Consider the following 15,491-nt stretch of genomic DNA (forward strand, 5'->3'; position numbering starts at 1 on the left):
GGAGAATTATACAAGTGAATAAGCAGTCAGGCAGAATCGGCTTGTATCTTGTTCTGATCGTAGCTTTGATTGCAGGGTATCTGTATCTGAACAATCAGGTGCAGACTCAGAGCGACTATACTCTGGGACAGCTTGAGCAGGCCCTGGAAGACGGCAAGGTGAATGATGCCGTGATCCACCAGAACAGTGAGGTTCCTACAGGTTCTGTGATCGCAAGCATCAAGGACGAAGGACAGAAGCGTATTTATGTGGCAGATGTAAGTGAGGCAGAGCAGCTTCTCCGTGAGAACGGGCTGGATCCCGCTATTGAGGATGTACCCAAGCAGAGCGTATTTCTCACCTCTGTATTTCCGGTGCTCCTTACCTGCGGTCTCATTATTTTTCTCATGATGATGATGAACCGCCAGATGTCAGGCGGTGGCGGCGGTACCAATGCCAAGATGATGAATTTCGGCAAAAGCCGTGCAAGAATGTCCATGCCGGATGACAAGAAGGTTACCTTCCAGAATGTTGCCGGTCTTGAGGAAGAGAAGGAGGAACTGAAGGAGGTTGTAGATTTCCTGAAGGATCCACAGAAGTATACCAGAGTGGGTGCTAGAATCCCCAAGGGCGTAATCCTTGTAGGCCCTCCAGGTACCGGTAAGACTCTTCTTGCCAAGGCGGTTGCAGGGGAAGCAGGAGTTCCTTTCTTCTCCATTTCCGGATCTGACTTTGTGGAAATGTTTGTCGGTGTAGGTGCATCCCGTGTGCGAGACCTTTTTGAGGAAGGCAAGCGCCATGCACCATGTATTATTTTCATTGATGAGATCGATGCTGTGGCAAGACAGCGTGGTACCGGAATGGGCGGCGGCCATGATGAGAGAGAGCAGACCCTGAACCAGCTTCTGGTAGAGATGGATGGTTTCGGCGTGAATGAGGGAATCATTGTAATGGCTGCCACCAACCGTGTGGATATTCTGGATCCGGCTATTCTCCGTCCAGGAAGATTTGACCGTAAGGTTGGAGTGGGACGTCCGGATATTAAAGGCCGTGAGGAGATTCTTCGGGTTCATGCCAAGGATAAGCCTCTTGGAGAGGATGTGGATCTGAAGCAGATCGCCCAGACTACTGCTGGCTTTACCGGCGCTGATCTGGAGAACCTGATGAATGAGGCTGCCATTGCAGCTGCAAAGAAAGGCCATTCTTTTATCCGCCAGAAGGATATTAAGAACAGTTTTATCAAGGTCGGCATCGGAGCTGAGAAGAAGAGCAAGGTGATCTCTGAGAAAGAGAAGCGCATCACTGCTTATCACGAAGCAGGCCATGCAATCTTATTCCATGTGTTGCCGGATATGGAGCCTGTTTATACCATTTCCATTATTCCTACCGGAATGGGCGCTGCGGGATATACCATGCCTCTTCCTGAGAATGATGAGATGTTCAACACCAAGGGCAAAATGCTCCAGGATATTACCACCCTCCTTGGAGGCCGCGTGGCAGAGGAGCTGATTTTCGGGGACATTACAACAGGTGCTTCCAATGATATCAAGCGTGCTACCAGCGAGGCCAGAGCTATGGTGACCAAGTACGGCATGTCTGATAAGATTGGTCTGATCTCCTATGGAGACGACGATGATGAGGTATTTATCGGCAGGGATCTTGCCCATACCCGCGGATACAGCGAGGATGTGGCCAAGGCCATTGACAGTGAGATCCACCGTATTATTGAGGAATGCCATGAGAATGCTGTGAAGATTATTTCCCAGCATATGGACGTTCTTCATGGCTGTGCGAAGCTTCTTCTCGAGAAGGAAAAAGTACATCGGGAAGAGTTTGAAGCACTTTTTACAATGGAAAATCAGGGTGAAAACAACGAGAGTATATAACATGCACAAAAAATAATATCAATTTTTGTGAAGTTTGTGCACACTTTTTCGTTGCCGCATGGTACTATATACATCGTAAAAACCCCCCAATACATTATATAGTTTTTGCTACACCCCATAAGAAGAAATACCTTCTCCAAAAAAGACAGCTTTCATCGGCTGTCTTTTTTACGTATAGGGGCTAGATCAAAAACTTTGGTGAAAACGCCTTGAACATAAACGGAAGTTTGGAGGATAAGCCGAATTTTAACTGTTGTGGAAAACAGGAATTTCAGTTAAAATAAATGCAGAATGAATGAGTGCAGAATGAAAGAGGGACGTTATGGAGCGTAATAATGCAGATGTAATGAAAAAAATGCAGTATATCTTGAATATGAGACCGATTTTGAACACAGAGGCATTGTTTAGCGATGGTTCTGATTATTACCGCTGTCCGTCAAACCCTAAGGCAGGAGAGAAAGTAAGGATCCGTTTCCGTACCAAGCGAAATAATGTAGATATGGTTTATCTGGTATACGACGGCAAGCGCCAGCAGATGGAGCGTGTAGCTAAGTCAAACGGATTTGATTATTATGAGACTTCTATTATTATGGGAGAGGAGATCGTCCGCTACCATTTTGAGATCACCTATGGATGGGTGACCTGTTATTATAATTACCAGGGTGTTTCCATGAACCCGGAGGAACGACTGGAGTTCGAGATTTATCCGGATTATGATACACCGGAGTGGGCCAAGGGTGCGGTTATGTACCAGATTTTTGTGGATCGTTTCTATAACGGAGACCCGTCCAATGATGTGGAGGACAGGGAGTATTTCTATATTGGAGATACCACATCAAGAGTCCGTAACTGGGGCAAGGTTCCGGCAGTTATGGGCGTAAGAGAGTTCTACGGCGGAGACCTGCAGGGTATTCTGGATAAGCTGGATTACCTTCAGGATTTGGGCGTGGATGTTATTTATCTGAACCCGATCTTCGTTTCCCCAAGCAACCACAAGTATGATATTCAGGATTATGAGTACGTGGATCCTCATTACGGCAAGATCGTGGAGGATATAGAGGGTGGGCTTCTGAATGAAGGGGACCGCGAGAATGCACATGCGCAGAAGTTTATCAAGCGTGTGACAGATAAGAAGAATCTGGAAGCCAGCAATGAACTGTTTGCCCATCTGGTAGATGAGATTCATAAACGCGGCATGAAGGTGATCCTGGATGGTGTATTTAATCACTGTGGCTCTTTCAATAAATGGATGGACAGAGAGCGGATCTATGAGAACCAGGAGGGATATCCAAAGGGTGCTTATATTTCTGCAGACAGCCCCTACAGATACTATTTTAATTTCTATGATGAGAACCGCTGGCCGTATAACCCAACCTACGATGGCTGGTGGACCCATGATACACTGCCGAAGCTGAACTATGAGGCTTCCAGAGAGCTTTACGACAAGATCCTTGAGATTGGCAAAAAATGGGTTTCCGCTCCGTACAATGTAGACGGATGGAGACTGGATGTGGCAGCAGACCTTGGACACAGCAATGAGTTTAACCACCAGTTCTGGAAGGATTTCCGCAAGGCTGTGAAGGATGCCAACCCCAATGCCATTATTCTGGCTGAGCATTACGGCAACCCGGAGAGCTGGCTGCAGGGTGATGAGTGGGATACGGTCATGAACTATGACGCATTTATGGAGCCGCTGACCTGGTTCCTGACCGGTATGGAGAAGCACAGTGATGAGTGCAGGGATGACCTTTATGGAAACAGTGATGCCTTTATCGGGGCTATGAAGACTCATATGCGAGCCCTTCATATGTCCGCCCTTTATACTTCCATGAATGAGCTTTCCAACCATGACCATTCCAGATTCCTGACCAGAACCAACCGCAGGGTAGGACGAATTTCCTATGCAGGAGCGGAGGCTGCTTCCCAGAATATAAATCCGGCAGTGATGCGTGAAGGCGTTGTGGTACAGATGACCTGGCCGGGTGCGCCTACTGTTTATTATGGAGATGAGGCTGGCGTCTGTGGATTTACCGATCCGGATAACAGAAGAACTTATCCGTGGGGACATGAGGATCAGATGATGATTGCATTCCACAGGGATATGATCAAGATCCATAAAGAATACGGATTCCTCAGCAACGGCTCCTTAGTGTTCCTGTGGAACGATTATCAGGGACTTTGCTTCGGAAGATTTTCCCATGATGAGAGAATGATCGTGATCTTAAACAACCGGAATGAGGACCGCGAGGTAGAAATCGAAGTATGGAAGACCGGAATCAGCAGACTCCGCGATTCTGTGCTGAAAAGAATCATGCTGTCCTACAGGGATGGATACACAACCGAGGAATACGAATACACCGCCAAAGCCGGCGTGATCAAAGTGCCAATGCCTGCGTTTGGTGCAATGGTGCTGTATCATAAATGCGAGAATCCTACGATTTTTGTGGAAGAGGAAAATTGATGAAAGAGAATTATAACAGAACTCTGCAGGCCTGTTTCGTGGGGTATGTGGTGCAGGCGATTGTAAATAATTTTGTGCCGCTGCTGTTTCTGACTTTTCAGGGGACTTATGGGATTTCCCTGGAGAAGATTACCTTGCTGGTTACTTTTAATTTCGGTCTGCAGCTGATCATTGACCTGGTGTCCATTGGGTTTGTGGACCGGATTGGTTATCGGGCATCTATGATTTTGGCACATTTGCTGGCAGCTTTGGGACTTATTTTGCTTACCATTTTGCCAGAGGTTATGAGTGATCCCTTTGTGGGCCTGTTTCTGGCTGTGCTGGTGTATGCAGCTGGCGGCGGACTTCTGGAGGTGCTGGTAAGCCCGGTTGTGGAGGCATGCCCTACAGATAATAAGGAGAAGGCTATGAGTCTTCTGCATTCCTTTTACTGCTGGGGACATGTGGGCGTTGTGCTTGTTTCCACCCTGTTTTTTACTGTATTTGGAATTTCCAACTGGAAGATCCTGGCTGTGATCTGGGCCATTGTCCCTCTTTGCAACGCAGCGGTCTTTACACGGGTTCCCATGGCGTCCCTTCTGGAAGAGGGAGAGAAGGGAATGTCCATGAAAGAGCTGTTCAGCATGAAAATTTTCTGGGTGCTGATGCTTATGATGCTGTGTGCCGGTGCCAGCGAGCAGGCGGTGAGCCAGTGGGCATCTGCCCTTGCAGAGAAAGGCTTTGGCTTCAGTAAAACAGTGGGAGATCTGGCAGGTCCCCTGTCCTTTGCGGCGCTGATGGGATGCTCCAGAGCTTTTTACGGAAAATTCGGGGACAAGATTAATCTTGAGAGATTTATGCAGTGGAGCGCGGCTCTTTGCATTGTATCCTACCTGATGATTGCATTTATTCCTATTCCGGCACTTGGATTCCTGGGCTGTGCGCTTTGTGGCCTCTCCGTTGGAATTATGTGGCCGGGCACCTTCAGTATGGCATCCGCTGCCATGAAAAGGGGCGGTACAGCGCTGTTTGCACTTCTTGCCCTGGCCGGTGACCTGGGATGCTCCTCAGGACCTACCTACGTGGGAATGATCTCCAGCAGATTTCACGATAACCTGAAAACCGGTATTTTCGCAGCTCTGGTATTTCCGGTTCTGCTGATCGTGGGAGTGGAAATGATCTCGAAATTAAGAAAGAAAGCATAAAGGTGAAAGGACTCTGGAATGTATGGCGATATGTTCCAGAGTTTTTTCTATATGAAAAGATTTGGTATTAGACAAAAAGATCTCCCGAACTATATTCGGGAGATACGTAGTGGATGGAGAAGGATTCGAACCTTCGAAGGCATCGCCAGCAGATTTACAGTCTGTCCCCTTTGGCCACTCGGGAATCCATCCATGAACCTGTTCCATTATATACAATCCCGGCATATTTTGCAAGTTATTTTTTCTTTTTTTACACCTTTTGCTGCTTAGAAATGAAAAAAACAATCAATAATCCATTTTTTTTGCAAATAGCTAGACGAATTGAAAAAAATCTGCTAAACTACAAGCAATGGAAATAGTTAAGGTGTTTCCAAAGATAGGAGGAATTTTATCATGTATGAGTTAGTTAATGCAACAGAGATGCTCAAAAAAGCAAAAGCTGGACATTATGCAGTTGGTCAGTTCAACATCAACAACCTTGAGTGGACTAAGGCTATCCTGCTTACAGCACAGGAACTGAACTCCCCGGTTATCCTGGGTGTTTCTGAGGGTGCTGGTAAGTATATGACTGGTTACAAGACTGTTGTTGGTATGGTGAAAGGCATGATGGAAGAGCTGAAGATTACTGTTCCGGTTGCTCTTCATCTGGATCACGGTTCCTATGAAGGATGCCTGAAATGTGTTGAGGCTGGATTCTCATCCATTATGTTCGACGGTTCTCATTACCCGATCGAAGAGAACGTTGCTAAGACTACAGAGCTGGTTAAGATCACAAGAGAGCACGGAATGTCTATCGAGGCAGAGGTTGGCTCCATCGGTGGAGAGGAAGACGGCGTTGTAGGTATGGGCGAGTGCGCAGATCCTAAGGAATGCAAGATGATCGCTGATCTTGGTATCGATTTCCTGGCAGCAGGTATTGGTAACATCCATGGTAAATATCCGGCTAACTGGAAGGGCTTAAGCTTTGAGACTCTGGATGCTATTCAGCAGCTTACAGGGGACATGCCGTTAGTACTTCACGGTGGTACAGGTATTCCTACAGACATGATCAAGAAAGCAATCGACCTTGGAGTTTCCAAGATCAACGTTAACACAGAGTGCCAGCTTTCTTTCGCAGCAGCTACACGTAAATACATCGAGGAAGGCAAGGATGAGCAGGGTAAAGGATATGACCCACGTAAACTTCTTGCACCTGGCTTCGAGGCTATCAAAGCTACTGTTAAAGAGAAAATGGAGATCTTCGGATCCGTTGGAAAAGCCTGAATATGACTTTGTTCCGCATCTGCGGAAAGCCAGAGGAGGACTGCTTTTGCAGTCCTCCTTTTTTGAACTGAAAACAAAATAACAAAACTGCAGGAAAGTCCGTGGCCAGCTGCCATGGCTTTTTGTTTAAAAGAACCATGCTCCAATAAATTTTCCGTCCGTTTTAGACAGATTGTGACAAAAATTTCATGTACCAAATTTACTCTCTTGAAAAATGAACATGTTTCTTGGATTTTTATCATGGTTTTTTCATACAAAAAACAGTACTATATAACCAGCTTAAGAAAACAGATTCTTAAAAAAAGGAGAGTAAGAATTATGAAGATGAGAAAAATCGCAGCAATGGGACTTAGCGCAGTTATGGCAGCTTCTATGGTACCGGCATTACCAGTTATGGCTGATGACGCAGCAGGAAAGGTTTACTACTTAAACTTCAAACCAGAGCAGGATGAAGCCTGGCAGAACTTAGCTGCTAAATATACAGAGGAGACAGGCGTTCCGGTAACCGTTGTTACAGCAGCTTCCGGACAGTATGAGACAACACTTCAGTCTGAGATGGCTAAGAGTGATGCTCCTACACTGTTCCAGGTAAACGGACCTGTAGGACTTAAGAACTGGAAAGATTACTGCTATGATCTGTCCGGAACTGATATTTATTCACAGCTTACCTCTGATTCCTACACTGTAAAAGACGGTGACGCAGTTGACGGTATTGCATACGTAATCGAGTCCTACGGACTGATCGTAAACAAGACCTTACTTGAAAAAGCTGGTTACACTGTAGATGATATCAAGAGCTTTGAAGATCTGAAGAAGGTAGCTGATGATATCCAGGCAAGAAAAGATGAGCTGGGTGTAAAGGGTGCTTTCACAAGCGCTGGTATGGATGGATCCTCTGACTGGAGATTCAAAACACATCTTGCAAACCTGCCAATCTATTATGAATACAAAGCAGACGGTATCGATGATACAGATGCTATTAAGGGAACATACCTTGACAATTACAAGGCTGTATTTGATCTTTACATCACAGATTCAACCTGCGATGGAGCAGATCTTTCCGCTAAGACAGCAGATGATTCCCGTAACGAGTTCATCAACGGTGATGCAGTATTCTATCAGAACGGTTCCTGGGAGTATGGCGAACTGTCCAAGACATACAGCGATGATGAGCTGGCTATGATTCCGATTTACTTCGGTGTTGATGATGAAAACGAAGGACTTGCAACCGGTACAGAGAACTACTGGTGCGTAAATAAAGAAGCTTCTGAGGACGACATTCAGGCAACACTTGATTTCATGAACTGGTGTGTAACTTCTGACGAAGGAACAAAGGCTATGGGAGAAGACATGGGCTTCACAATTCCTTTCAAAACAGCAGAAGAACCTACTAACGTATTTGTAAAACAGGATCAGGCTTACACAGAATCCGGTCTTACACCAGTATCATGGAACTTCACAACAATGCCATCTGAAGAGTGGAAGAATGGTCTTGGTACTGCTCTTACATCATATGCAGCTGGTGCAGGTGAGTGGGATGATGTTGTATCTGCATTCGTTGACGGATGGGCAACAGAGAAAGCTCTTTCTGAATAATCAAAGTAATAAATAAATCTTTCCAACAGTATATGATAATATGGTAGGAAGACATTCCAGAATCATAGAATGGTGAACAGGGTGGGGAGGCAGTGAACTTGCCTCCCTGTTTTATTGGAAAGGAAAAAGCACTGAAAATAGTTTCATAGTGTTATAGAGGAAAAGGAGGAGCGAAGATGGTAGGAAAATCTTTGAAAAAATGGTGGCCTGTATTTGTATTACCCACATTTGCCGCATTTATTATCGGCTTTTTGTGGCCTTTTATCTGGGGAATTTACCTTTCATTTTGTAAATTCACTACAGTAAAAGATGTAGTTTGGGTTGGTCTTGCCAACTATAAGAAAATTATGATCGGCGGTGATTTCAGTCACGCATTCTGGCTGACTGTTGTATTCGCATTTGTATCAAGTATTCTGATTAACGTGCTTGCATTCTCCATTGCACTTGCTCTTACAAAGGGCTTTAAAGGAACGAATGCATTCCGTACCGTATTCTTTATGCCAAACCTGATCGGTGGTATTGTACTTGGTTATATCTGGCAGACACTGTTGAACGGTCTGCTTTCCATGTGGGGACAGCCTCTTCTGAAACTGTCTGCAACAAATGGTTTTATAGGAATGGTAGTCCTTCTGTTGTGGCAGCAGATTGGATATATGATGATCATCTATGTGGCTGGTCTGAACAACGTATCACCTGATCTTATTGAGGCAGCACAGATTGATGGTGCAACGGCATCACAGATTCTGTTTAAGATTAAGATTCCGATGATTATGCCATCTGTTACAATTTGTACATTCCTTACACTTACAAACGGATTCAAGATGTTCGACCAGAACCTTTCCCTTACAGGTGGAGATCCTGGAAAGAAGTCCCAGTTGCTGGCTCTGAACATTTACGATACATTTTATGGTCGAAGCGGCCCACAGTGGAAAGGCATTGGTCAGGCAAAGGCAGTTGTGTTCTTTGTTCTGGTTGTGGTAATCGCTTTGATCCAGCTTCGCTCAACGTCATCTAAGGAGGTGCAGGCATAATGGCAGATAAGAAAAAAAGTATTATTCCAACCATAATCCTTACGATTATTTCAATTATTTGGATTTATCCGATCGTCATGATTTTATTTAACTCATTGAAGATAGAATCTGCGATCACTACATCTGGCGTTTTTCAGCTTCCTACATCTGAAACCTGGAATGGAATCCGGAACTTTGTTGCCAGCGTTACACAGATGGATTTCCTGAAATCTTTCTGGTACAGCCTTGTAATTTCTGTAATGTCTGTTGTTTTGATCTTACTGTGCTGTTCCATGTGCGCATGGTACATTGTTCGTGTAAACGGAACACTCTCCAAGGTTCTGTATTACCTTTGTGTATTCAGTATGGTTGTTCCGTTCCAGATGGTTATGTTTACGCTGGCAAAAACAGCGGATACACTTCGTCTGAACAGCCCGTACACTATCTGTATCGTTTACCTTGGCTTTGGTGCCGGACTTGCTGTATTTATGTTTACAGGATTTGTAAAAGGAAGTCCTCTTGAAATCGAGGAAGCTGCCATGATCGATGGCTGCAGTCCACTTCAGGTTTTCTTTAAAATCCTGATCCCGATTTTGAAACCAACCATTATTTCCACTGCAATTCTGGAATTAATGTGGGTATGGAATGATTATCTTTTGCCGACTCTGGTTCTGGATATTAAGAAATATAAGACCATTCCAATGGCAATCCAGTATTTCCGTGGAAGCTACGGTCATGTACAGATGGGACCTATGATGGCAAGTATTATGATCGATATTATTCCAATCGTTATTGTTTATCTGGTATGCCAGAAATATATTATTGAAGGTGTTGTTGCAGGAGCCGTAAAAGGCTGATTCGGATTTGTGAAAACAGACGATTTTTTCATTATATTTTCGGGAAGAATTCTCTTTTCAATATGACATCAGAATGATAAAATAAAGATAGTTCTTTGCAGTAATGCAGAGGGCTATCTTTATATTCACTAAGATCGGAGAAAATATATATGTATAGAGTTTTAATTGCCGACGATGAAAAAATCGAACGTGAGGGAATTAAATTTCTTCTTTCCATGGAAGAAGGAGAATATGAGATTCAGGAAGCATCCAATGGAAAACAGGCGCTTAATATTATACACAGTCAGGAAATAGATTTTCTTCTTACTGATATTAAAATGCCTCATATGGACGGCTTGGAGCTGGCTGCCAGAGTAAGTGAGGAAAATCCTGAGATTCCAATAGTAATTTTCAGCGGATACAGTGATTTTGGCTTTGCTCAGGAGGCTATGCGCTATGGAGTAAAGGAATATGTATTAAAGCCTGTGGATCCGGATACCTTTCATAAGACCATTGATAAGGTGAAGGCTGAAATATCAAGCAGAAGAACTCAGAAACAGAAGGCTGAGAAAGAGAAGAATTTTCTTCTTCAGTATTTCCTTCAGGCATATCTGTACTCCGGAAATGGAGAAGTACTGAAAAAGGCCGGAGATATTCTGGATGCATCTAGCTGGGAACAGTGGCATTGTGCCATTCTTATAGAATCTGATAAAACCTTTTTTGATACAGTATCAGATAGCATTGATAAGGAGCTTATGGAAGATCTGCATCGCACCTTTTTTTATCTGAATCTGAATACCAGACAATCTGTACTGTTCTTTTCCGATGTGTACTGCGACTATCAGCTGGTTGCCAAACATCTGTATGACCTTCTGAAGCAGAAATATCCCGGCAGCTTCCACCTGGCAGTAAGCAGCCGATTCGAGGGACATGAAGCACTTCCTGAGATTATGTCTCAGCTGGAGCAGACCATGGAAGAAAAATTTTATCATCCTGATATGCATGTATTTACAAATGAAGGAGATGAGAATCATCCGGTAAGTGCAGAAACTCAGGATTCCAGATTAATGGAGAAAATTTCTGAGGATATTTCCCGTAAGGATGTAGATCAGCTGAAGAAGCATTTTGAATGTCTGGTAAAGAAATACGAAAATGACACCCGTTTTTCCGCTATGTATGTGAAATTTGTTTTTTCAAACGTGATTCAGGAGCTGTTTCAGGAAAATCAGTTTTCAGAAGAGTACAAGCTGGATCATGAAGTAGAACGCCTGTATAGCTGCACGAATCTGAAACAGATCCTTGCCATTACACAGGAGAATATTCAGAAGTATGAGGAATTTCTGGAGCGCTCTATGAGCGGTTCCAGAGATGAGGTAGCTTCTGTGAAAAATTATATCTATCAGCATTATGCAGAGGATTTAAGCCTGGAGACTCTGGCAGAGAAGGTGTATCTGTCATCCGGCTACCTCAGCTTTATTTTCAAAAAAGAAACTGGCATGAACCTGAACCGTTTTATACGTGTGGTGCGCATGGAAAAGGCGAAGGAGCTTTTGTGCTCATCCAATATGAAGGTAGCGCAGGTTAGTGAACAGGTGGGAATTCCGAATGTTTCCTATTTCTGCAGAAGCTTCAGAGAATATTATGGATGCAGTCCGGAATCCTATCGGAAAGGAACCGGTGAAGAGGATGAGAGTAACGGAAGCAATAAAATGTAAATTTCAGAATATGAAATATCGTCACAAATTAATTGTTCTTCTTGTGACTGCAAGCCTGGCTCCCATGATCCTGCTGGTATGGTACAGCCATGACCGTATGAGCAGCCTGCTCTATGAAAAAGAGATGGAGGACATGTCCTCCATCCTGGAGCAGACAGGAGAGGGAGTGGACAGTCAGATCGAAGTTTTTTCCAGTCTTTTGAATTATCTAACCTATTCCCCTGATATCGAAGATCTGATTACAGAGAAAAATATGGATAATTATTATGCCTATAAGAAATATACGGAAGTGGCAGATCCGCTTCTTACCGTACCAAAATCCTATCATAATGCAATCCTGCAGATTCAGCTTTTTGCAGAAAGCATTAAGGTGCGTCATGAGTATACCCTTGTGCCTTTAAGCGAGGTAGAAAAAGAATGGTGGTATGAGCATCTGAAAGAGGACGTTTCCGTTCAATGGGTAGTTGACAGGGAAAGACCGGAAATAGCAGCAGTAAGGCGAATTTATCAGGGAAGAGAGCAGACCGCAGTTTTGTGCATTACCTTGGATTACAACAAAATTTTTCAAACCTTTGAAAACATTATTTCAGAAGGTTCAGGCGGAATTATTCTGGACGAAGATGGGAATGTTCTTTTTCAGAAGGAATTGCTCATAGATGAAAATGCCAAAGCAAATGAGCCGGAGCCGTTGGTTTCCTGTGAAAATCTGGAGTCTGGACAGAAGGATTATGCCTTTGTAAAACGCAGGAATGCATCTTGCGGATGGAATTTTTACCTGTATAAGCTGCAGTCAGCAGTTAACAGCTCTGTTTCCGGAATTCTGGTGAGCGAGATTCCGCTGATTGCAGTTTGCCTGACAATCATTCTGGTGCTGGGACTTGCCTTTTCCAGGATTTTTACCCGAAAGATCGAGGAACTTACAGACAATATGAACCGTGTAAACCAGGGAAGCCGGGAGGTTACGGTAGATAGTGATGCAGATGATGAGATTGGACTTCTGATCCGGAGCTTTCGAAGCATGATGGATGAAATCAACCGTCTGATCCATGAGGTTTATGAAAATAAGATTGCGTTGAAGGAGTTTGAACTTAAGGCCCTGACAGCTCAGATCAATCCGCATTTTCTTTATAATTCCCTGTCTATTATCAACTGGATGGCAATCCGCAGTCATCAGAAGGAAATCAGTAAGGTAACCTTGTCCTTATCCATGTTTTATCGGACTGCGCTAAGTAAAGGGCAGGATATGGTTACAGTTGATAACTGTATTCAGAATATCAAGGCGTATCTTGATATTCAGTTGGTAATGCATGATAATGAGTTTCAGGTTATGTGGGAAATTGATCCTGAGGTAAAAGGAGATATTGTACCGAAGCTGCTTTTGCAGCCGGTGGTGGAGAATGCACTGGAGCATGGCCTTGACATGAAGGAAGATGGAGAGAAGATACTGAAGCTGTTCTTTGTAAAGGACAAAGAGGATGTACTTCTTGCAGTGGAAGACAATGGTCCGGGAATGAAGCAGGAAGAGGCAGATAAGCTGGTAAACTATCCGGTTTCCGGATACGGACTTAAGAATGTAAATGACAGAATGCTGCTTCTCTATGGAGAGAGGTATGCAATCCGGATATATAGTAAGATCGGTCAAGGCACCAGGGTAGAAATGCGGATTCCCTGTCAAAGTGCAGATAAAGAAACGAGAGATGAGGAAATATTTTCTGCCAAGAAGTTTCTGCAAAGTCCAGAGGATAACAGCTTGCAGACCAACAAAAAGGAACGGTGATGGAAGATGAAGAATAAAAAAAGAATACTTGCCTTTTGGCTTGCTTTTTCCATGGCCTTTTCTTTGGGAGGCTGTGGAGTTGAGAATAGTGAAAATGAAAAATCGAAACACTGGGAGAAACTAAAAGCAGAAAATGCAGAAAGTTCGGATATCGAAGGAATAATCGGTAATACCAATAGCACAGTCAGTGATACCACATCAGATGATAATGGGAAGGCAGATTCTGATAATTCCTGGGAAAAAGCTTCCACCACTGCTTATGGGAAATATCCAGAGCTTGTAACCTATACTCTTGGTCAGCTAAACGGCGCTAATAATTCCAACCTTCCGGAAGGAAATACTTATGAAGACAATGCTTATACCCGCTACTTAAAAGAAATTCTGAATGTTCAGAACCAGAGTATCTATATGGAGCGGGAGGATCGTTATAATGATTATGTGAATGTGCTGGTTAACGATCATACTTTGCCTGATGTGCTGGTAGTTTGTGATAGGGAAACTTTGTATAATCTGGTTGAAAATGACCTTATTGAAGATTTGACAGAGGTTTATGCAAACTGTACTTCTCCAAGGATTAAAGCTATGTACAACAGCTATGGTTCTCAGCTTCTTGGCGCCGGAACCTTTGACGGAAAACTGATGGCACTTCCGGAAGCTGTGATTGACCATGGTCCATGTCTTTTGTGGCTTAGAAAGGATTGGATGGAGCAGCTTGGTCTTGAGGAGCCGGAGAGTTTTGAGGAAGCCATGGATATTATCCAGGCTTTCCAGGAAAACAGAATGGGAGCTGAAGAAGGGGAAGAGCCTGTAGGCCTGGTATGTGATACGAATTTAGTTTCTGTAACCAGTCAGAATTATTCTGTGGAGCCTGTATTTGAGAAGTTTTATGCTTATCCCAGAAGATGGATCAAGGATGAAAACGGAGAAATCGTTTATGGTTCCCTGACAAAGGAAACGAAATCCGCCCTGGCTTATCTTCGTGAATTATACAAAAGAGGAATATTGGATGAGAATTTTGCGCTTCGGGCTCAGAATAATTTAAGGGATCTTGTTGTGGAAGGAAAATGCGGAGCATTTTTCGGACTGTGGTGGACTCCAAACAATCCGCTTATGGAGGAAATTGAGAATGATCCTGAGGCTGACTGGGAACCCTATTATCTGACCGCAGATTATCAGGAAAAAAATAACGTGTATACTTCTTTTTCAGATAACAAATATGTAGTGGTACGCAAGGGCTATGAGCATCCCGAAATTATTATGAAGATTGTCAGCGTACTGTTTGATTACAGCCGCTTTGAGGATAAGGAAAATGCAGATGAGATTAACAGCTACTTTGGCCTGAATGTAGATCCTACTGCCCGTCCGTTGGTAATTAATGTGGATTACAACGAAGCAATATACAATGTCACAAAGGATATTCGTCGTGTAATTGCAGGAACACAGAAGGAAAGCAATTTAAGCGCATTGGAAAAATCTTATTACAGTGCATGCATAAAATATTTAAGCGGCGAGGATGTAACAGCAGAGGATTGGGCTGCATATAAATCAAGGATTTCTGCTGTGGGAGTGCTTGTAGATGGAAACTATAAACCTTTGCAGCGACAGTATCTGGAAGAGTCTGACGGTGAAGTTCCCAATATACTAGCCTCTTTGGAAAAAAATGCGTTTATTCAGCTGATTATGGGAGAGCAGCCTATGGACTATTTTGATACATTTGTACAGGAATGGTATGCGCAGGGAGGACAGGAACTAACTGAGAAGATCAGAGAGGAGAATTCATAAGC

At 43.8% G+C, this 15,491-nt stretch carries 10 protein-coding genes and 1 tRNA gene; 10 read left to right on the forward strand and 1 reads right to left on the reverse strand.

From position 1 onward, the window contains the following. Window positions 1-14: 14 nt before the first annotated feature. The 3 genes from ftsH (at window position 15) to DWZ38_RS08195 (ending at window position 5,510) form a co-directional block, all read left to right on the forward strand. Window positions 15-1,865, forward strand: coding sequence for an ATP-dependent zinc metalloprotease FtsH (ftsH, locus tag DWZ38_RS08185; RefSeq protein WP_117851513.1), 1,851 nt, complete (start codon window positions 15-17; stop codon window positions 1,863-1,865). 322 nt (window positions 1,866-2,187) lie between these two features. After that, on the forward strand, window positions 2,188-4,326 hold the full coding sequence (locus DWZ38_RS08190; protein WP_117851515.1) for a glycoside hydrolase family 13 protein: 2,139 nt from the start codon (window positions 2,188-2,190) through the stop codon (window positions 4,324-4,326). Then, window positions 4,326-5,510 (forward strand): MFS transporter, encoded by a 1,185-nt coding sequence (locus DWZ38_RS08195; protein ID WP_117851517.1) that lies wholly within the window; start codon window positions 4,326-4,328, stop codon window positions 5,508-5,510. The genes DWZ38_RS08190 and DWZ38_RS08195 overlap by 1 nt, the downstream gene beginning before the upstream one ends. Before the next feature lie 110 nt (window positions 5,511-5,620). On the opposite strand, the gene DWZ38_RS08200 is transcribed toward DWZ38_RS08195, so the two are convergent. Next, window positions 5,621-5,702: transfer RNA gene (locus DWZ38_RS08200), tRNA-Tyr, on the reverse strand. A gap of 201 nt (window positions 5,703-5,903) precedes the next feature. Between DWZ38_RS08200 and fba the strand changes: the two genes are divergently transcribed. From fba to DWZ38_RS08235, 7 genes are all read left to right on the forward strand, one after another. Then, window positions 5,904-6,773, forward strand: a complete 870-nt coding sequence (gene fba / locus DWZ38_RS08205) for a class II fructose-1,6-bisphosphate aldolase (protein ID WP_117851519.1) — start codon at window positions 5,904-5,906, stop codon at window positions 6,771-6,773. Window positions 6,774-7,091: 318 nt separating this feature from the next. Further along, the gene (locus tag DWZ38_RS08210) at window positions 7,092-8,369 is read left to right on the forward strand and encodes an ABC transporter substrate-binding protein (RefSeq protein WP_021924352.1); all 1,278 of its coding nucleotides are present in this window, start codon (window positions 7,092-7,094) and stop codon (window positions 8,367-8,369) included. A gap of 176 nt (window positions 8,370-8,545) precedes the next feature. Next, entirely contained in the window at window positions 8,546-9,400 is an 855-nt protein-coding gene (locus tag DWZ38_RS08215; RefSeq protein WP_117851522.1) for a sugar ABC transporter permease, read from the forward strand. Further along, complete coding sequence (locus DWZ38_RS08220; RefSeq protein WP_117851524.1) at window positions 9,400-10,236, forward strand: carbohydrate ABC transporter permease; 837 nt, start codon at window positions 9,400-9,402, stop codon at window positions 10,234-10,236. The genes DWZ38_RS08215 and DWZ38_RS08220 overlap by 1 nt, the downstream gene beginning before the upstream one ends. A gap of 149 nt (window positions 10,237-10,385) precedes the next feature. Continuing rightward, window positions 10,386-11,930 (forward strand): response regulator, encoded by a 1,545-nt coding sequence (locus tag DWZ38_RS08225; protein WP_117851527.1) that lies wholly within the window; start codon window positions 10,386-10,388, stop codon window positions 11,928-11,930. Further along, window positions 11,821-13,707 carry a histidine kinase gene (locus DWZ38_RS08230; RefSeq protein ID WP_243000202.1) on the forward strand — a complete coding sequence of 629 codons (1,887 nt, stop codon included), beginning with the start codon at window positions 11,821-11,823 and terminating at the stop codon, window positions 13,705-13,707. Before DWZ38_RS08225 ends, DWZ38_RS08230 begins: the two co-directional genes overlap by 110 nt. A gap of 6 nt (window positions 13,708-13,713) precedes the next feature. Further along, entirely contained in the window at window positions 13,714-15,489 is a 1,776-nt protein-coding gene (locus tag DWZ38_RS08235) for a sugar ABC transporter substrate-binding protein (RefSeq protein WP_117851530.1), read from the forward strand. Window positions 15,490-15,491 lie beyond the last annotated feature (2 nt).

Origin of the sequence: Ruminococcus sp. AF31-8BH (assembly GCF_003460605.1) — a bacterium.
GTDB classification, from domain to species: domain Bacteria; phylum Bacillota; class Clostridia; order Lachnospirales; family Lachnospiraceae; genus Blautia_A; species Blautia_A acetigignens.